Genomic DNA, 18915 nt, shown 5'->3' with positions numbered 1-18915 from the left:
ATTGGATCACGGCGTCAGGGCAGCGACTAGTGCTTCCAGAAGACGGGATTGCCTGCGCGACGTCGCAAGGCTCGGCGGCCAGGTCAGCCAATACCCATCCACCACTGCAAGCTGCGGCGCTGGCACGCAACACAGCTGTTCGGCCTGCAACAATTTCCACGCCAGGACGCAAGACCCCAACACCACGCCCTGCCCCAGCCGCGCAAGCTCCAGCGCGTGGGACATCGAGTCCACCGAAATACTCGCAGCCGCAGGCTCATCCTCCCCTGTGACGCGGGCCCATTCCGCCCAGCCCGGTCGCTCCCCCCGCAGTTCGATCACGGGGAGGTCTTTCCAGTCCGCCAGAACCTGCGGCGCAACCATCGGGCGCAGGACTTCATTTCCCAACAAGGCCGCGTCGCGGCGTTCCCATTTTCCGCGACCATAGCGGATGTGCACGGCATCCTCCGCCGCATCGAATTCCAGACGTTTGGGCACGGTTTCGGTCACCAGCCGCACGCCTGGATCGACGGTCGAGAGCTCCCGCAACCGGGGCATTACCAGCAACTCGAGATGGCCAGGCAGCGCCGCGATGCGCAACTCACGGAAGCTGTGGTCGAAGAGATTTCGGGTGCCCTGCGCCAGGGCAAGCAACGTGTCCTGCACCAGCGGCAGATAGCTTTCCCCCTCCACCGTCAGGGTAACCCCCCGCGCCATGCGCAGGAACAAGGGGCGGCCCAGCCATGTCTCCAGATTACGGATGCGCTGACTGACCGCCGCCTGACTGGTGCCCAGCTCCTCCGCCGCAGCAGTGAAATTCCCGTGGCGCCCCGCCGCCTCGAACACCCGCAGCCAGTCCAGCGGTGGCAGCCCAGGTCGTTTGGCTTTGTCTGACATAAGATTTCCTTAGCCTTACACCCTCAAATACGTCGTTCTCTTGATGACTGTACCGGGCTAGTCAAGCAAGCAGGAACCTGACAACCGGAGGCCCCGATGCCCGCCACCCTGAGCACTGACACTTCAGGCAAATTCCTGACCCTGACCTTCGCGGACGGAAGCCAAAGCCGTTTCCATGCCATATGGCTGCGCGACAACGCGCTGGATGCAGAGACACGCGCCCCCGGCAACGGTCAGCGGTTGATCACCCTCGGCGACATTCCGCAGAACAGCCATATTCGCGACGCCGCGCTGAAGGAGGATCATCTCGAAGTCTGCTTTGCCCCCGAGGAGAAGACTGTCACCTTCCCGCTGCAATGGCTGCAGGACCATCGTTATGACCGGTCCGACAAGGCGGCCTTCGGACGTCTTCCGCAGAATTGCGAGACCTGGGACGGCTCCCGCGCGGCCCCGACGTTCGACTGGCAGCAAGTGCAGACTGACGCCAAGGCCAAGCGCGACTGGCTTGACGCCGTGGCACGATTGGGTTTTGCCAAGCTGACTGGCGGTCCGGCGCGCGAAGGCGCGCTACTGGACTGTGCCGCGATGTTCGGTTTCGTCCGGGAAACCAACTATGGCCGCTATTTCGAGGTCCGCACCGAGGTCAACCCGACCAACCTCGCCTATACCGGGCTGGGCCTGCAGGCGCACACCGACAACCCCTACCGCGATCCGGTGCCGACCTTGCAGATCCTCTACTGCCTTGAGAACTCGGCCGAGGGCGGCGACAGCATCGTGGTCGACGGTTTTCGCGCCGCGGAACGCCTGCGCGAGCTGAACCCCGAGGGGTTCGCGCTGCTGGCAGGCTACCCCGCACGGTTCGAGTACAAGGGCTCTGACGGCGTTCATCTGCACTCGCGCCGCCCGATGATCGGACTCTCGCCGGATGGGGAACTGAGCGCCATACGCTTCAACAACCGCTCCGCGGCACCGCTAGTGGATGTTCCGTTCGAGCAAATGGACGCCTATTATGCCGCCTATCGGCAACTGGCCGAGATCATCGACGACCCCGAGATGGGGATTGCCTTCAAGCTGGAGCCCGGCGAAAGCTTCATCGTCGACAACACCCGCGTGCTGCACGCGCGGCTGGGCTATTCCGGCAGCGGATCACGCTGGCTGCAGGGATGCTACGCCGACAAGGACGGCCTGCTGTCCACCCTCGCCGTGCTGAACGCCGAACTGGAAGGCTGACCCATGAGCAAGCCCGATTTCAGCACCCTGACCCGCGACAACATCGTGGCCTTCCTCGGTGACATCTTTGACCGTCGGGGTGACGAGGAATACCTCGGCGAGCCCGTCACGATGACCGAGCATATGTTGCAGGGCGCGACCATCGCAGAGCAGAACGGCCAGCCAGAAGAGATCATCGTCGGCGCGTTGCTGCATGATATCGGCCACTTCACCAGCGAATTCGGCACCTTCAGCATGGAGGACACCGAGGATCGCCACCACGAGGATGCCGGTGCCGAGGTTCTGGAGCGGTTCTTTCCCAGCGTGATCACCGATTGCGTGCGGTATCACGTTGCTGCCAAGCGTTATCTTTGTGCCACCAGGCCCGAGTATTTCAAGCGCCTGTCAGACGCGTCGATCCATTCGCTGAACCTGCAAGGCGGCCCGATGAGCCCCGAGGAAGTTGCGGCCTTCGAGACAAATCCGAACCTGCCGCAGATCATTGCCGTGCGCTACCTGGACGAAGCCGGCAAACGCCCCGACATGCAGACACCGGACTTCTGGCATTTCGCCCCGATGGTGCAACGGATGGTCGACCGCCACATGCAAGGCTGAGGCCCGGAAGCAGAAAAGCGGCGCCCTCGCGGGCGCCGCTTTCTATTGGGATGCCCCCGTAATCATGCGCGGCCTGTTTCAGGCGAACAGGTCATGCGCCAGTTCCAGCGCTTCGATCAGCGTGTCGACTTCCGCCTTGGTGTTGTAGAGACCAAATGACGCCCGGCAGGTCGCCGATACCCCCAGATGGTCCATCAGCGGTCCGGCGCAATGGTGCCCGGCGCGCACCGCGACGCCCTTCTTGTCCAGAATGGTGGAGATGTCGTGGGCATGGGCCGCGCCCTCCAGCGTAAAGCTGAAGATCGCCGCCTTTCCCGGAGCCTGCCCCTGGATGTTCACCCAGTTCAAACCTTTGAGCCGTGACATGGCGTAATCGCGCAGGCCCGCCTCATGCGCGGCGATGTTCGCCATTCCGAGGCCCATCATGTAATCCAGCGCAACGCCAAGGCCGATGGTCTGCACGATGCCGGGAGTCCCGGCTTCGAACTTCATCGGCGGATCATTGTAGATCACCTGATCCTTTGACACTTCGCGGATCATGTCGCCACCACCGATGAAGGGGCGCATCTCGGCCATCCGCTCGGGCTTGATGTAAATCGCGCCGGACCCGGAGGGACCATAGAGCTTGTGACCGGTGATCGCGTAGAAATCGCAGCCGATGTCCTGCACGTCGACCGGCATGTGAACCGCCCCCTGCGAGCCGTCAACCAACACCGCCACACCCTTGGCCTGGGCGGCAGCGGTAATGGTTTTCACGTCGACCACGGTGCCCAGCACGTTGGAGCACTGGGTCACCGCCACCAGCTTGGTCCGCGGGGAGATGGCGTCGATCACCTTTTGCGGATCCAGGCTACCGTCGGCCTCGGTGTCGACCCATTTCAGCACCACCCCCTGGCGTTCGCGCAGGAAGTGCCAGGGCACGATGTTGGCATGGTGCTCCATCACCGACAGGACGATCTCGTCGCCCGCCTCGAACCGCGGCATCGCCCAGCCATAGGCGACCAGATTGATGCCCTCGGTGGTGCCGGAATTCAGCACGATGCTGTTCTCATCCCCGGCGTTCAAGAACCGCGCAACGGTACCGCGCACCGCCTCGTATTTCTCGGTCGCCAGGTTGGACAGGTAGTGCAAACCACGGTGAACGTTCGAATATTCCTCTGCGTAGGCACGCGTAACGGCATCGATGACCACCTGCGGTTTCTGCGCCGAAGCGCCGTTGTCGAGATAGGTCAGCGGCTTGCCGTTCACCGTGCGCGACAGGATCGGGAAATCGGCGCGGATTTTTTCCACATCATACATGTTCGGGAAATCCAAGGTTGGTGGGGCCGATCAGGCCCAAGAGGAAAAGAAGGGCAAAAACCAGGATCAGGCTGGCCATCAGCACCACACCCAACGCACGCCAGATGCTGTCAAAGCCATGCGCCGCCTTGACGAAATGCAGCAGGATCACAAAGACCAGAATATTCACCCCGATGTTCACCAGCGCAGCCAAGGACGGCAGCGCCAGGAACATCACGATCAGGGCCGTGTTCAGCCCGGCCTGCATCAGTTGCAACCAGGTAATCACCGCAAGCAGCGCAAGAAATCTGCCCTGCCCGCCCAGCCAGCGACCGGTCGCCGACAGCATCGCGACAAAGGCCGCCTGCAAGGCCAGTACCATTACGAAATAGGCACCCGGCGAGAACCGCGGAAGCAGCACCTCGGGGGGCAGTGGGAACAGGATCTGCTGAAGCGCATAGACGCAGCTGTTCAGCACCACCGACAGCAGGAAAGCGGTCCACACCACCTCCCGCGGCAATGACGCCAACAGGATACGATCTGCCGCCAGCTGAGGCGAACGCACCGTGAAAGCAGCAAATTCAAGCAGCGATTTCATCTGTTTGCCCAGTATCCTTGAACCATCCCCGAGGCGAAGAACCAAAAGAACACCACGCACCACAGCAGCCCGACGCTGTCCAGCGCGGCCCCCGCACCGATGAACCCGGCCACCAGCCCATGCAAGAGCATCACGGGACTCGCCGCCAGAAACGCCCAGAACAGCGCAAGCCGCGCCTGATGGGCCTCCCCGACGCCGCCAAGGGCGCGGGCCAGCCAATGGGCAATCAGCGCCAATGCGTAGAACAACAAAGGCGCGATGAAGACGATGCCCAGCAGCGCACCGCCCAATAGCATGTTCAGCTCCTGCCCGGTCAGATGCGCCTCGCGGGCGAGCTTTGGCATCTGCGCCACGAAGGCCAGCACGCAGCCACTGAGCAGGAACACCAGCAGCCGGTCTTCCCGCGCGCCCATGCTGAGAAGCCGCGCAAAAACCTTGCGCGGCCCCAGGTAGGTTGCCGGAATATCCGTGGTGACCGACATCAGTGACGCCGGGCCAGCCAGCCTTGCAGCCGGGCGATGATCGCATCTGCCACGTCGCCGTCCTCGATCTCCTCCACCGCTTCGGCCAGGAATGCGAGTGTCATCAGGTCGATTGCCTCGGCCTTGGGCACACCGCGGGACCGCAGGTAGAACAGGCCTTCCTCGTCGATCGCACCGGAGGTGGAGCCATGCGAGCAGGCAACGTCATCGGCATAGATCTCAAGCTCAGGCTTGGCCAGGAACTGGCTGTCGTCGTCCAGAAGCAGCGACTGCGAAATCTGGTAGCCGTCAGTCTTCTGCGCGCCTTCCTTCACCAGGATCTTGCCCTGGAACACGCCGGTGGCCCCGTTGCGCAGAACCTTCTTGAACACCTGGCGGCTTTCGCAGTTCAGCGCATCATGGGTGATGAAGACGGTGTCATCGTGGTGGAAATCACCATCGCCGACACAAGCGCCCGCGATATGGGCCACGGCATCATCCCCGGTAAGCTCGATCACGGCTTCGTTGCGGGTCAGCACGCCATTCACTGTCAGGGTGAACGATTTGAAAACCGATTCCTTGCCGAGGCGGGCAAAGAGATGCGTCGCGGCCCGGCGCTCGTGGTCACGCCCCTGGGCACGCACCAGGTGCAGGCTGCCGGTGTCGGCGACGTCGATCTCCATGCACTTGTTGAACCGTGCGGCTGCGGGGCCATTTTCGAGGATCGTCGCCTCGGCACCGGCATCCACGCGGATCACGTGATGCAGGATCGCATCCGACCCGGTGTCGGCATGACGGTAGATCAGGTTGATCGGTTTCGACGGCTTGCCCGTCACGTGAACGACCACGCCATCGGTGGCAAAGGCGCTGTTCAGCGCTGCCAGCGGCCGCTGCACCGGGGTTTGCCCACGCGCCTCGAGAACACCGTAGAGGTCCTTGGCCCAGTGGATGTCCTTCTTCTCGACATCGGCCAGACGCTCGATGGTGATGCCTTCCAGCGACAGATCGTCGGAGGCTTCGGCATCGAACACACCGTCAACGAACACCACCTTCAGGCGGTCGAAGTCGTTGAACATCGGCGGCTCGCCGGTCTCGAAAACCGCGGCTTCGGGCACATCCGCCTGCACCAGCGTGTCCGGACGGGTGTATTTCCAGTATTCGTCACGCCGCCCCGGCAGACCCATGGTCTGCACCCGCGACAGCGCGGCATGGCGCGCGGCGGAAAGACAGCCGCCCTCGGGCAGCGTCAGCGCGGCCAGCCGCGCCTCAGTTGCGGTTTGTTTTGCTTCGGGAAGTGCCATTACGCGTCCACCTCGGCCAGGATGCCGGCATAGCCGTTGTTTTCGACTTCCAGCGCCAGCTCGGGGCCGCCGGTCTTCACAATGCGGCCATCCGCCAGAATGTGCACCACGTCCGGTTTGATGTGGTCCAGCAGACGCTGGTAGTGGGTGATCACCAGGAAGCCGCGGCCCTCGTCACGCAGCGCGTTCACGCCATCGGCCACCAGCTTCATTGCGTCCACGTCGAGGCCGGAGTCGGTCTCGTCCAGGATGCAGAGCTTCGGCTCGAGCATCGCCATCTGCAGGATTTCGTTGCGCTTCTTCTCACCGCCGGAGAAGCCGACGTTGACCGGGCGCTTCAGCATGTCGGCGTCGATCTTCAGGGTCTTTGCCTTGGCGCGGACCTCTTTCAGGAAATCGGAGGCCGACAGCTCTTCCTCGCCGCGGGCCTTGCGCTGTGCGTTCACCGCGGTGCGCAGGAAGGTCATGTTGCCAACGCCGGGGATTTCGACCGGGTACTGGAACGCCAGGAACATGCCCGCCGCGGCGCGCTCTTCCGGCTCCAGCTCCAGGATGTCCTCGCCCAGCAGTTCCGCCGAACCCTCGGTCACCTCATAGCCATCACGGCCGGACAGCACGTAAGACAGCGTCGATTTGCCCGAGCCGTTGGGGCCCATGATGGCATGCACCTTGCCGGCCTCGACCTTGAGGTCCAGACCCTTCAGGATCTGCTTGTCTTCATCTTCAAGTTTGACGTGCAGGTTTTTGATTTCGAGCATTTTTTCCTCGTGTCGCATTCTGTGGCGAGCGCGTGGCCCGCGATATTTCAATGGCCTTTGAAGGGCCTGCTCATTTCTACGCCAGCACCACAGCGGTGCCGCTTGCCGAAACCATCAACATGGAGTCGGCGATGACTTCGTAATCCAGGTCAACGCCCACCACGGCGTTGGCCCCGGCAGCGCGGGCGCGCTCTTCCAGCTCGGCCAGGGCGGTTTCGCGGGCGTCCTGAAGCTTGCTTTCATATGCCCCGGAGCGGCCGCCAACGATGTCGGTGACCGAGGCAAAGAAATCGCGCACCACATTGGCGCCCATGATCGCCTCGCCTACCACGATGCCCTTGTAGTCGGCGATCTGGTAGCCTTCGACGCTGTTGGTCGTTGTGACGATCATTTCCTGCCTTCTCCTTTCACTGGCCTTCAGTTTCCCGCTCAACCAAAATCAATCCGAAATTCAGGTAGATGGCTTTCATCGCTACAAACGTCGACGCAGCGACCAGTATTGCAAAAGCCTTCATCACTCCATTTTCCGGATCGCTCGGCCACAAAACTTGCCCGACCTTGAAAGGCAGCAAGATTGCCAGAGCGAGAAGGAGGCCAACAAGGACTTGAGCGACCAAAGTCTGTGGGAATGCCCAAGCCTTGATTGCCTCCAGCGTTTCAAGCACTCCCTCTTACCCCACCGAGCCTTCCAGCGAGATCGCAACCAGCTGCTGCGCTTCCATGGCGAACTCCATCGGCAGCGCCTGCAGAACGTCCTTGCAGAAGCCGTTGACCACCAGGGCCACCGCCTCTTCCTCGTCCATGCCGCGCTGACGGCAGTAGAACAGCTGGTCGTCGTCCACCTTAGAGGTGGTCGCCTCATGCTCCACGCGGGAAGAGTTGTTCTTCACCTCGATATAGGGAACCGTGTGGGCGCCGCATTTGTCGCCGATCAGCAGGCTGTCGCACTGCGTGTAGTTGCGCGAGTTCTTGGCCTTGGGGTGCATCGACACCAGACCGCGGTAGGTGTTCTGCGCCTTGCCGGCCGAGATCCCCTTGGAGACGATGCGCGACTTGGTGTTCTTGCCCAGGTGCACCATCTTGGTGCCGGTGTCGGCCTGCTGCATGTTGTTGGCAATCGCGATCGAGTAGAACTCGCCCTGGCTTTCATCACCACGCAGGATGCAGGAGGGGTATTTCCAGGTCACGGCAGAACCGGTTTCCACCTGGGTCCACATCACCTTGGCGCGGTCGCCGCGGCAATCGGCGCGCTTGGTCACGAAGTTGTAGATACCGCCCTTGCCGTTCTCGTCGCCCGGATACCAGTTCTGGACGGTCGAGTATTTCACCTCGGCGTCTTCCTCGACGATGATTTCCACCACCGCGGCGTGCAGCTGCGCGGTGTCACGCTGCGGTGCGGTGCAGCCCTCGAGGTAGGAGACGTAAGAGCCCTTGTCGGCGATGATCAGGGTGCGCTCGAACTGGCCGGTGTTTTCCGCGTTGATACGGAAATAGGTGGACAGTTCCATCGGGCAGCGCACGCCCGGCGGCACGTAGACGAAGGAGCCGTCCGAGAACACGGCCGAGTTCAGCGTCGCATAGAAGTTGTCGGAAACCGGCACCACGGAGCCGAGGTATTTCTTCACCAGCTCGGGGTGCTCGCGGATCGCCTCGGAGATCGAGCAGAAGATGACGCCCGCTTCTTTCAGCTCTTTCTGGAAGGTGGTGCCGACGGAGACGGAGTCGAACACCGCGTCCACCGCCACCTTGCGGCCTTCTTCCGGGGTGTCGCCTGCGCCTTCGACGCCGGCCAGGATCATCTGTTCCTTCAGCGGGATGCCGAGTTTTTCGTAGGTCGCCAGCAGCTTGGGATCGACCTCGTCCAGCGACTTCGGCTTCACTTCCATAGACTTCGGACGGGCGTAGTAATACTGGTCCTGGAAGTCGATCTCGGGGTAGCTGACCATGGCCCAGTTAGGCTCGTCCATCTTTTCCCAGCGCTCGAAAGCCTGCAGGCGCCATTCGGTCATCCATTCCGGCTCTTCGTTCTTTTCCGAGATCAGCCGGACGATGTCCGGGTTCACGCCCTTGGGGGCGTATTCCATCTCGATGTCGGTTTCCCAGCCGTATTTATAGGCACCGCCTACTTCACGGACCGCATCCACGGTTTCCTGGTCAACACCTTCCTTGACTTGGGTTTGGTCCAAAGCGGCCATTGTCATCTCCTCATTCACGCCGCGCGGGCGCGATGTTTCTTTTCTTTTTGCAGCCACGCCTCGGCAAAGCGCAGCACATCTTCTTCCGTTGTCTGAGGCCCAAGCGACACGCGCACCGCGCCTTGTGCCGTGGCCTCGTCATATCCCATCGCGGTCAGCACCGCACTGGCGCGTACCTTGCCGCTGGAACAGGCACTGCCCGCGCTGATGGCAAACCCCGCCAGATCCATCTGCATGACCTGGGTTTCGCCCTTCCAGCCCGGTGTCGCAAAACACAAAGTGTTCGGCAGGCGCGTCTGATCCTTCCCGACAAAAATAGTATGGCTTGCGCCAGACACAAGCGACTTTTCTAGAATATTTCTAAGTTCTGCAACCCTGTCCCAGACACCATCCGCCAGATCTTTTGCGGCAGCCTCGGCTGCGGCCCCGAACCCGGCAATTCCAATGACATTTTCGGTGCCGGACCGGCGCCCCATCTCCTGGCCGCCGCCCTTGATCTGCGCAGGCAGGTCCGTGCCACGGCGCAGGACCACGGCGCCGATCCCCTTGGGGCCGCCCAGTTTATGCGCCGAGATCAGCGCCATCTGCGCGCCCAGCCAGTTGAAGGCGACCGGCAGCTTGCCAAAGGCCTGGGTCGCATCTGTGACCGCCAGCCCATCGGGGAGCGTCTGGATGATCCCTGTTTCGGAATTCGCAAGCTGCACGGTCGAGGCCGCGGGATCAGAAACCTGCACTGCCCCATCGGCGCCGACCGGAAGGTCTTCGACCGTCCAGGCCCGCACCGCGTCATGTTCGACCGGTGCACCGTGCAGCTGGCGCCCGGCAAGCGCCAGCGCCGCGCCCTCGGTGGAGCCGGAGGTGAACACGATGTCGGCCCCGTCTGCGCCAAAGGCAGCCGCGACCTGGGCCCGCGCCTTCTCGACCAGGGCCTTGGCGGCACGCCCTTCTGCATGAACCGAGGAGGGGTTGCCGCAGACATCCATCGCGGCCACCATCGCCTCCCGCGCTTCGGGGCGAAGCCACGCTGTGGCGTTATGGTCCAGGTAAACACGTGTCATGGAGTCATCTTTTCAAAGTGGTCCCGTCTCATACGCGGAATAGCCGCCAGCGCAAAGCCCCTGCGCCAGCGGACCTTTCGGTTTCAGTCGTCCACAACCGCGAACAGGTTCGGCACCGCCGGACAGGGCGCCAGGTCATTCTCGATCACATCGGACAGGCGGGTCTGGTGCAGGAACACATAGACATGCGCGCTCAACCCCTCCCACAGGCGGTTGGTCAGCGATTGCGCCCGGCTACCGGACAGCGCACCCGAGGCCCCGGCCCCCTTGTGCATGGCATCGACCGTCTCATCCACTGCCGAGAGAATGTCGACCACGCGAATTTCCGCGGGCGGCATCGCCAGCCGGTAACCGCCTCCCGGACCACGCACGGATTCGACCAGTCCCGCACGGCGCAGCTTGACGAACAGCTGCTCAAGGTACGGCAGGGAAATATCCTGACGCCGTGAAATATCGCCGAGCGGCACCAGAGTGCCCGTCGGCTGCAGGGCGATATCTGCAAGGGCGACCATTGCATAACGGCCTTTGGTGGAAAGTTTCATGTTTCATCCCTCGAAATCGCCTTGGACGTGCGAAAACATTGACCTTGTCGACGTCTGTGCGTATCTCAGCCTGACGGTGCGCGGCTTGGCCCACGCCGTGATTAGAACTGTTCTAAGATGCCTGACGGAACCCGTCAAGTTTTCTGACGGCAGACCCGACAAACGACAGTAGGATTTGAACCGCCCATGCCCGAGGTCATCTTTCCCGGACCCGAAGGCCGCCTCGAAGGCCGCTATCACCCGCAAAAAGAAAAAGACGCACCGATTGCCATCGTGCTGCACCCGCACCCGCAGTTCGGCGGAACGATGAACAACAAGGTCGTCTACAACCTGCATTACGCTTTCTACAACATGGGCTTTACCGTGCTGCGGTTCAATTTCCGCGGCGTCGGGCGCAGCCAGGGCGAATACGACCAGGGCGTGGGCGAGCTGTCCGATGCCGCGTCAGCGCTGGATTACCTGCAGTCGATGAACTCCAACTCCAAACATTGCTGGGTTGCGGGCTTCTCCTTTGGCGCCTGGATCGGCATGCAGCTATTGATGCGCCGTCCGGAAATCACCGGCTTCATCTCGGTCGCACCGCCGGCCAACATGTATGATTTCTCCTTCCTGGCACCCTGCCCCTCCTCGGGCCTGATCATCAACGGCACCGCCGACCGCGTGGCACCGCCCGCCGACACCGCCAACCTGGTGAACAAGCTGCACGAGCAGAAGGGCATCACCATCACCCACAATGAGATCGAGGGCGCGGATCACTTCTTCCAGGAGCCGCATATGGACACGATGATCAGCAGCGTCACCGATTACGTGAAACGCCGCCTGACCGAGACCAGCCGCTGATGGGCACAATCGAAACGCTGGCCCAGAAACTGGCGATCGATACGCTCAAGGTGCAGGACGCCACCGGCGAAGAGCGACTGTACGTGGAGGTGGGCCAGGTTCTCGGCGCTGCCTCCCAGTCGCTGGAGGAGGCCTTCCTGACCGAAATGCGCGTTCGCCTGGCCGAGCGCAAGGCGCGCGCGTTCCTGAACGCCAAGATCGAACAGGTCAAGGCACAGCTGGACGCGAAGGGTCAGCCATGAGCCGTCTCGATGCGCAGTTCGCCTTCCTGCTCGAGGCCGACAAGCTGCGCACCATCGAGCGCCAGAATTTGATCCTCGACTGCAGTCGCCGCGAAAACTCGGCGGAACACAGCTGGCATCTGGCGCTCTATGCGTTGGTGCTTGCGCCGTTCGCGGCGCCACAGGTCGACATCTTCCGTGCCATCCGCATGCTGCTGCTGCATGATCTGGTGGAAATTGACGCAGGCGATCACCCGATCACCGCCGAGGCCGACTGGGCCGCCGTGGCCGCCGCTGAGCAGACCGCGGCACAACGTCTGTTCGGCCTGCTGCCTGAGGATCAGGGGGCGGAATTCCTCGCGCTGTGGCAGGAGTTCGAAGCGGCGGAGACGCCGGACGCGCAATACGCCAAACAGGTCGATCATTGCCAGCCGATGTTCCAGACCGTGTATGGCGCAACGCCGCTGAACTGGCACCTCGACGTGGTGCGCCAGAACCTCGACGGAGGACGCGCCGCGGCGCTGAAGCACAGCTTTCCTCAAGCCTATCACCATGCGCAGGCCAAACTGGGCCGCGCCAGCGACATCGATTGCAGCCAGCTGACGACCCGGCTCGCATTCCTGAACGAAGCGGACAAGCTGAAGCAGATCACCCGCGCGTCGAAACTGGGTGATGGCTCGCGGCATGAAAACTCCGCCGAGCACAGCTGGCACATCATGCTTTACGCCTGGGTCCTGGCCGAAGACAGCACCGCCCCCGTCGACGTCGACCGGGTTCTGCAGATGCTTCTGCTGCACGACCTTGTCGAGATCGATGCCGGCGATGCGCCGATCCATGGCGTCCTTGATCCGCAGGAGCTTGCTGCAATCGCCGATAAGGAACAAGCTGCGGCCACCCGCCTGTTTGGCCTGCTGCCCGCGGACCAGGGCCGACCGCTCTACGAGATCTGGCAGGAATTCGAGGCAGCCGAAAGCCCGGACGCCGTGTTTGCAAAGTCGATCGACCGGGTGCAGCCCGTCCTGCTGAACCTGCTGAACGGCGGCGGGAGCTGGCTGGACTACGACGTCAGCCTCCCCCAGCTGGACGCGCGCGTCGGCGCGAAGATCCAGCGTGGCGCACCGCAGGTGTGGACCTACGTGCGATCCCGCGTCGAACCCTGGTTCCGAGAGGCTGGACGGTTGTAACTTCGATCCGGGCAGCCTCTCGCTGGCCGGATCCCCGCCCCGATGCAGAGAACTGTTTCAGGGGCACTCAACCAAAAGAAATCTCATCGCGCGGGCGAGAATGCGCCTGACGCGCAATTTCGCGTCTTTTCGACCTGCGGTGAATGCGCTAGGCGAAAATGGCAGGTCATCTCCTGTCGGCCTGCCAGAACGGAGGGATCCGATGCCAGTTCACTACATCTACCTGATCATTGCGGTCGCGGCAGAGACGATCGGCACCACCGCCCTGCAGGCCAGCCAGCAGTTTTCCCGCCTCGGGCCGTCGCTGATCGTTCTGGTGGCCTATGGGTTCTCCTTCTACATGATGGGGCTGACGCTGAAGTTCATGCCCGTGGGCGTGGTCTATGCAATCTGGTCCGGCCTTGGAATCCTGCTGATTGCGGTGATCGCTTACCTGGTCTTTGGCCAGAAACTGGACCTGCCCGCCGTGATCGGAATGACCCTGATCATGTCCGGAATCGTCATCATTCACCTGTTTTCCAAGACTTCAGGCCACTGATCGCCGATTGCTGGTGGTCCGGGGTAGTTTTCCTCTGGCCTTTGATCGGGGTTCGGGCTATGCGCGGCGCAACTTCCTTACAAAGGCGAACGTCATGGACCTGCGCAACATTGCGATCATTGCTCACGTCGACCACGGCAAAACCACCCTGGTTGACGAGCTGCTGAAACAATCCGGCGCTTTCCGCGAAAATCAGGCTGTGGCGGAACGCGCCATGGACAGCAACGATCTTGAGCGCGAACGCGGCATCACCATTTTTGCCAAGCCCACCTCGGTGGAGTGGAACGGCACCCGCATCAACATCGTCGACACCCCCGGCCACGCCGACTTTGGCGGCGAGGTTGAGCGGATCCTGTCGATGGTCGACGGCGTGGTGCTGCTGGTGGACGCCGCCGAAGGCCCGATGCCGCAGACCAAATTCGTGACCTCCAAGGCACTGGCCCTGGGCCTGCGCCCGATCGTGGTGCTGAACAAGGTCGACAAGCCCGACGCCGAGCCCGACCGTGCGCTGGACGAATGCTTTGACCTCTTTGCCTCGCTGGACGCGACCGAAGACCAGCTGGACTTCCCGCATATGTATGCCTCCGGCCGCAACGGCTGGGCCGACATGGAGCTGGACGGCCCCCGCAAGGATCTGCACGCGTTGTTCAACCTGATCGTGAACCACGTGCCCGAGCCCAAGCAGATCAAACGCCAGAACGAAGATTTCCGCATGCTCGCGACCACGCTGGGCAGCGACCCCTTCGTTGGCCGCCTGCTGACCGGTCGGGTCGAATCCGGCACCCTGAAGGTTGGCGCGACGGTTCAGGCCATCAGCCGCATCGGCCAGAAGATCGAGCAGTTCCGCGTCACCCGCATCCAGGCGTTCCGCGGCCTTGCACAACAGGACATCGAAGAAGCCCAGGCCGGTGACATCGTCTCGATCGCGGGCATGTCCAAGGCCACCGTGGCCGACACCATCTGCGCGCTTGCGGTGGAAGAGCCGCTGGACGCCCAGCCGATCGACCCGCCGACCATCACCGTGACCTTCGGCATCAACGACAGCCCGCTGGCGGGCCGCGATGGCAAGAAGGTACAATCCCGCGTCATCCGTGACCGTCTTCTGAAAGAAGCCGAAAGCAACGTCGCGATCAAGGTTGAAGACACCCCCGGCGGCGAAGCCTTCGAGGTCTCTGGCCGCGGCGAACTGCAGATGGGTGTGCTGATCGAAAACATGCGCCGCGAAGGGTTCGAGCTGTCGATCTCCCGCCCGCAGGTGATCATGAAGGAAATCGACGGCGTCCGCATGGAGCCGATCGAGGAAGCCACCATCGACGTCGATGACGAATACTCCGGCGCGGTGATCGAGAAGCTGACCGGCGCCCGCAAGGGCGACCTGGTGGAGATGAAACAGGCTGGCGCAGGCAAGACCCGCATCATCGCCCATGTTCCCTCTCGCGGGCTGATCGGCTACCACGGGGAGTTCCTGACCGACACTCGCGGTACCGGCGTGCTGAACCGCGTGTTCCACGGCTGGGCACCGCACAAGGGCCCGATCCCCGGTCGCCGTGCCGGTGTGCTGATCTCGATGGAGAACGGCCAGTCGGTCGCCTATGCGCTGTGGAACCTGGAAGAGCGTGGCAAGATGATGATCGGCCCCCAGGCGGACGTCTACACCGGCATGATCATCGGTGAGCACAGCCGGGACAACGACCTGGAAGTGAACCCGCTGAAAGGCAAGAAGCTGACCAACGTGCGTGCCTCCGGCAGCGATGACGCCGTGCGCCTGACGCCTCCGATGACATTGTCGCTTGAAGAAGCGATCGCCTATATCAACGACGACGAACTGGTCGAAGTGACGCCGAACAATATTCGCCTGCGCAAGCGGTACCTGGACCCGCATGAGCGCAAGCGGATGTCCAAGGCCGCGCAGTAAGCGTCCGAAATCAACAAGACCTTGCAGAAGGGGCGCCATGTGGCGCCCCTTTTCGCTTTCGCCCCCAGTGGCGCCACGGCGCACCGGGTCCGCAACCCGGTGCTGCCAAACGAAAAGGGCGCCCCATGGGGCGCCCGTTCCTAACGTTGCTTACCCGCCCCTTTGCGGGCGGCGGCAAAATTACTCGCTGGTTTCCACAACCATCAGCTCCCGCTCGGAGGCATCGCGCGCATGGCTCAACGCTTCCTGGTACTCAGGGCTGTTGTAGCACTCCACAGCGGCTTCGACGCTCGGAAACTTGGCCACGACATTGCGCGGGCGTTCCTTGCCTTCCAGCTGCACGAACTTTCCACCCCGGGCGATGAAGCTGCCGCCGTGCTTGGCGATTGCCGGGCCTGCCAGCTCGGCGTATTTGCCATACGCCTCGGCATCGGTGACGGTTACATGGGCAATCCAAAGTGCGGGCATCGCAGCCTCCATAGTTTCTGATCTTCCCGGCAGATTAGGGGTTTTGCCGGAAAGACCAAGCTTTTTTTGACCAAATGGTCAGGAAGCCAGCAGCGCCTCCGCTGCCTCGATCGCGGCCTGAGCGCCGGAGAAATCCTTGCCGCCGCCCTGGGCCATGTCGGGACGACCACCGCCGCCCTTGCCGCCCACCGCGGGCACCGCAGCCTTGAGCACGTCCACGGCCGAGATTTCACCGGTCAGATCATCGGTGACACCGGCCGCCACGGCGACCTTGCCGTCGTCCTCTGCGATCAGCAGGATGACGCCGGAGCCGAGGTTCTGCTTGTGCGCGTCGATCAGGCCACGCAGATCCTTGCCGGACACCCCCTGCAAGGCCTGCGCCAGGAACGTCTTGCCGTTGATTTCCTTGGCCTCTGCGCCGTTGCCGCCGGAACCGCCCCCCATGGCGATTTGCTGCTTGAGGTTAGAAATCTCGTTTTGCAGCGCCTTGCGTTCATCCATCAGGGCTTTCAACCGGTCCATGACATCCGCAGGCTGTGCCTTCAATGCCGCCGCAACCTCGGCCATACGGCCAGCCTCGCGTTCCAGATGCGCAAATGCCGCGGCCCCGGTCAGCGCCTCGATACGGCGCACACCGGCGGAGGACGCGCTGTCGCCCAGGATCACGAAGGTGCCGATGTCACCGGTCTGCTTCACATGGGTGCCGCCGCAGAGTTCGATCGAATAGGTTTCCCCATCGTGGCCCTTGCCAGTGGGCGAACGCCCCATGGAGACCACGCGAACCTCTTCACCGTATTTCTCGCCGAACAGCGCCTGCGCGCCCAACGCACGGGCATCATCCGGTGTCATGATCCGGGTCGAGACGGGCGTGTTCTGCCGAATGAATTCGTTCACTTCGGCGCCAACGCGGCTCAACTCTTCTGCGCTCAGCGCCTTGTTGTGGCTGAAATCGAACCGCAGCCGGTCCGCTGCGTTCAGCGAGCCCTTCTGCGCCACATGTTCGCCAAGCGCATTGCGCAGTGCTTCATGCAGCAGGTGGGTGGCCGAATGGTTGGCGCGGATCTGGCTGCGCCGGTCGTGGTCGACCTCCATTGTCGCCCCGGCCCCGACGGAAATCTCGCCTTCGGTCACTTCGGCGATATGCAGGAACAGGCCTTCGACCTTCTTGGTGTCGATGACACGCGCCGCGCCGCCGTCCACCGTCAGGGCGCCAGTGTCCCCGACCTGCCCGCCGCTTTCGCCGTAGAACGGGGTCTGGTTCAGGATGATCTGCACCGTGTCGCCCTTGCCCGCGGACTGCAGCTGCGCGCCATCCTTGACGATGGCAACAACCTGGCCCTCTGCATTCTCGGTCTCGTAGCCGAGGAAATCGGTCGGGCCAGCGGCATCCAGGATATCGAAGTAGACCTTTACGTCCGCGGCCTCGCCAAGACCGATCCCGCCAGCGCGGGATTGCTCCTTCTGCGCTTTCATCGCGGCATCGAAGCCTTCGGTGTCGACTTCGATCTCCTTGGCGCGCAGGGCGTCCTGGGTCAGGTCCAGCGGGAAGCCATAGGTGTCATAGAGTTTGAACGCGGTTTCGCCCGGCAGCACGTCGCCTTTGCCCAGATCGCTGGAGGCCTCGTCCAGCAGCTTCAGACCGCGGTCCAGCGTCTTGAGGAAACGGGTTTCCTCCTGCTCGAAGGTTTCCTCGATCAGCGCCTGGCCCTGGCTCAGCTCGGGGTAGGCGGCCCCCATCTTCTGCACCAGCGACGGCACCAGCTTGTGCATCACCGGGTCCGAAGCCCCCAGCAAGGACGCATGGCGCATCGCGCGGCGCATGATCCGGCGCAGCACGTACCCGCGCCCCTCGTTCGAGGGCAGCACACCCTCGGCAATCAGGAAGGAGCAGGAGCGCAGGTGATCGGCGATCACCCGGTGATGCACGTTCTGATCGCCGAAAGGATCGGTGTTGGTCACATTGGCCGACGCCTCGATCAACGACTTGAACAGGTCGGTCTCGTAGTTGTCGTGGGTGCCCTGCAGCAGCGCGGCGATCCGCTCCAGGCCCATGCCAGTGTCGATCGACTGCATGTCCAGATCCACCATCGAGCCGTCGGCAAAGCGCTCATTCTGCATGAACACGAGGTTCCAGATCTCGATGAAACGGTCGCCGTCTTCCTCAGGCGAGCCCGGAGGGCCACCCCAGATGTGATCGCCGTGGTCATAGAAGATCTCGGTGCAGGGGCCGCAGGGGCCGGTATCGCCCATCTGCCAGAAGTTGTCCGAGGTGGCGATGCGGATGATCCGGTCCTCGGGCACGCCCATCTTCTTCCAGATTTCAAAGGCCTCGTCATCGGTGTGATAGACGGTCGTGTACAGCCGATCCTTCGGGATATCGAATTCCTTGGTGATCAGTTCCCAGGCAAAGGGGATCGCCTCGTTCTTGAAGTAGTCACCAAAGGAGAAGTTGCCGAGCATCTCGAAAAACGTGTGGTGGCGCGCGGTATAGCCGACATTGTCGAGGTCGTTGTGCTTGCCGCCGGCACGGACGCATTTCTGCGAGGTGGTGGCACGTTTGTAGTCGCGGGTCTCTACCCCGGTGAAACAGTTCTTGAACTGCACCATGCCTGAGTTGGTGAACATCAGGGTGGGATCGTTGCGGGGCACCAGTGGGCTGGAGTCCACCACCTCGTGACCCTGTTTGGCGAAATAGTTCAGAAAGGTCGATCTGATGTCGTTGAGCGTCGGCATATGCGGGATCTCTTCGGCTTTGTCTAAGCGTTCCGGGCAGGTGTAGCGCCCTGCCCGCGCACTGTCCACATCGACCGTTCGGCACAGCCCATGAAAAAGGGCGCAGCCGTCGCTGCGCCCCGCAA

At 62.5% G+C, this 18915-nt stretch carries 20 protein-coding genes; 7 read left to right on the top strand and 13 right to left on the bottom strand.

Features of this window, described 5'->3' with window-relative positions:
- Window positions 1-6 precede the first annotated feature (6 nt).
- Window positions 7-876, bottom strand: a complete 870-nt coding sequence (locus tag AB9K35_RS21115) for a LysR family transcriptional regulator (protein ID WP_369929187.1) — start codon at window positions 874-876, stop codon at window positions 7-9.
- 96 nt (window positions 877-972) lie between these two features.
- Between AB9K35_RS21115 and AB9K35_RS21110 the strand changes: the two genes are divergently transcribed.
- The gene (locus AB9K35_RS21110) at window positions 973-2106 is read left to right on the top strand and encodes a gamma-butyrobetaine dioxygenase (protein ID WP_369929185.1); all 1134 of its coding nucleotides are present in this window, start codon (window positions 973-975) and stop codon (window positions 2104-2106) included.
- Window positions 2107-2109: 3 nt separating this feature from the next.
- Window positions 2110-2700 carry an HD domain-containing protein gene (locus AB9K35_RS21105; protein ID WP_222453211.1) on the top strand — a complete coding sequence of 197 codons (591 nt, stop codon included), beginning with the start codon at window positions 2110-2112 and terminating at the stop codon, window positions 2698-2700.
- 78 nt (window positions 2701-2778) lie between these two features.
- On the opposite strand, the gene AB9K35_RS21100 is transcribed toward AB9K35_RS21105, so the two are convergent.
- The 10 genes from AB9K35_RS21100 to AB9K35_RS21055 all read right to left on the bottom strand — a co-directional run bounded on the left by AB9K35_RS21100 (window position 2779) and on the right by AB9K35_RS21055 (window position 10891).
- Window positions 2779-3999 (bottom strand): cysteine desulfurase, encoded by a 1221-nt coding sequence (locus AB9K35_RS21100; RefSeq protein ID WP_369929183.1) that lies wholly within the window; start codon window positions 3997-3999, stop codon window positions 2779-2781.
- Window positions 3992-4576 carry a YIP1 family protein gene (locus AB9K35_RS21095; RefSeq protein WP_369929181.1) on the bottom strand — a complete coding sequence of 195 codons (585 nt, stop codon included), beginning with the start codon at window positions 4574-4576 and terminating at the stop codon, window positions 3992-3994. The genes AB9K35_RS21100 and AB9K35_RS21095 overlap by 8 nt, the downstream gene beginning before the upstream one ends.
- Window positions 4573-5058 carry a hypothetical protein gene (locus AB9K35_RS21090; protein WP_222453214.1) on the bottom strand — a complete coding sequence of 162 codons (486 nt, stop codon included), beginning with the start codon at window positions 5056-5058 and terminating at the stop codon, window positions 4573-4575. Before AB9K35_RS21090 ends, AB9K35_RS21095 begins: the two co-directional genes overlap by 4 nt.
- Entirely contained in the window at window positions 5058-6338 is a 1281-nt protein-coding gene (locus AB9K35_RS21085; protein ID WP_369929179.1) for a SufD family Fe-S cluster assembly protein, read from the bottom strand. Before AB9K35_RS21085 ends, AB9K35_RS21090 begins: the two co-directional genes overlap by 1 nt.
- Entirely contained in the window at window positions 6338-7096 is a 759-nt protein-coding gene (gene sufC / locus AB9K35_RS21080) for a Fe-S cluster assembly ATPase SufC (RefSeq protein WP_222453216.1), read from the bottom strand. Before sufC ends, AB9K35_RS21085 begins: the two co-directional genes overlap by 1 nt.
- 76 nt (window positions 7097-7172) lie before the next feature.
- The gene (locus AB9K35_RS21075; protein WP_369929178.1) at window positions 7173-7487 is read right to left on the bottom strand and encodes a YbjQ family protein; all 315 of its coding nucleotides are present in this window, start codon (window positions 7485-7487) and stop codon (window positions 7173-7175) included.
- 16 nt (window positions 7488-7503) lie between these two features.
- Window positions 7504-7761 carry a hypothetical protein gene (locus tag AB9K35_RS21070; protein WP_369929176.1) on the bottom strand — a complete coding sequence of 86 codons (258 nt, stop codon included), beginning with the start codon at window positions 7759-7761 and terminating at the stop codon, window positions 7504-7506.
- Window positions 7762-7767: 6 nt separating this feature from the next.
- Complete coding sequence (gene sufB / locus AB9K35_RS21065; RefSeq protein ID WP_369929174.1) at window positions 7768-9291, bottom strand: Fe-S cluster assembly protein SufB; 1524 nt, start codon at window positions 9289-9291, stop codon at window positions 7768-7770.
- Between the two features lie 14 nt (window positions 9292-9305).
- Window positions 9306-10349 carry a cysteine desulfurase family protein gene (locus tag AB9K35_RS21060; protein ID WP_369929172.1) on the bottom strand — a complete coding sequence of 348 codons (1044 nt, stop codon included), beginning with the start codon at window positions 10347-10349 and terminating at the stop codon, window positions 9306-9308.
- An 83-nt stretch (window positions 10350-10432) separates the two neighbouring features.
- Window positions 10433-10891, bottom strand: a complete 459-nt coding sequence (locus tag AB9K35_RS21055) for an Rrf2 family transcriptional regulator (RefSeq protein WP_222453221.1) — start codon at window positions 10889-10891, stop codon at window positions 10433-10435.
- Window positions 10892-11077: 186 nt separating this feature from the next.
- Between AB9K35_RS21055 and AB9K35_RS21050 the strand changes: the two genes are divergently transcribed.
- The 5 genes from AB9K35_RS21050 (at window position 11078) to typA (ending at window position 15589) form a co-directional block, all read left to right on the top strand.
- Window positions 11078-11731: an alpha/beta hydrolase gene (locus AB9K35_RS21050; protein WP_222453222.1), complete on the top strand. Its 654-nt coding sequence runs from the start codon at window positions 11078-11080 to the stop codon at window positions 11729-11731.
- Complete coding sequence (locus AB9K35_RS21045) at window positions 11731-11973, top strand: hypothetical protein (RefSeq protein WP_222453223.1); 243 nt, start codon at window positions 11731-11733, stop codon at window positions 11971-11973. Before AB9K35_RS21050 ends, AB9K35_RS21045 begins: the two co-directional genes overlap by 1 nt.
- Complete coding sequence (locus AB9K35_RS21040) at window positions 11970-13136, top strand: HD family hydrolase (protein WP_369929170.1); 1167 nt, start codon at window positions 11970-11972, stop codon at window positions 13134-13136. Before AB9K35_RS21045 ends, AB9K35_RS21040 begins: the two co-directional genes overlap by 4 nt.
- Window positions 13137-13338: 202 nt before the next feature.
- On the top strand, window positions 13339-13674 hold the full coding sequence (locus tag AB9K35_RS21035) for an SMR family transporter (protein ID WP_222453225.1): 336 nt from the start codon (window positions 13339-13341) through the stop codon (window positions 13672-13674).
- A 94-nt stretch (window positions 13675-13768) separates the two neighbouring features.
- Complete coding sequence (gene typA / locus AB9K35_RS21030; RefSeq protein ID WP_222453226.1) at window positions 13769-15589, top strand: translational GTPase TypA; 1821 nt, start codon at window positions 13769-13771, stop codon at window positions 15587-15589.
- Between the two features lie 180 nt (window positions 15590-15769).
- Here typA and AB9K35_RS21025 read toward each other — a convergent pair whose 3' ends face one another.
- Both AB9K35_RS21025 and alaS read right to left on the bottom strand, forming a co-directional pair.
- Window positions 15770-16057: a DUF1330 domain-containing protein gene (locus tag AB9K35_RS21025; protein ID WP_222453227.1), complete on the bottom strand. Its 288-nt coding sequence runs from the start codon at window positions 16055-16057 to the stop codon at window positions 15770-15772.
- A gap of 78 nt (window positions 16058-16135) precedes the next feature.
- Window positions 16136-18790, bottom strand: a complete 2655-nt coding sequence (gene alaS / locus AB9K35_RS21020) for an alanine--tRNA ligase (protein WP_369929167.1) — start codon at window positions 18788-18790, stop codon at window positions 16136-16138.
- Window positions 18791-18915 lie beyond the last annotated feature (125 nt).

Source organism: Leisingera sp. XS_AS12 (assembly GCF_041224635.1).
In the GTDB taxonomy this organism is placed as follows: domain Bacteria; phylum Pseudomonadota; class Alphaproteobacteria; order Rhodobacterales; family Rhodobacteraceae; genus Leisingera.
The sequence above is the reverse complement of the archived record's forward strand: the minus strand, read 5'-3'. Positions and strand labels throughout refer to the sequence as shown.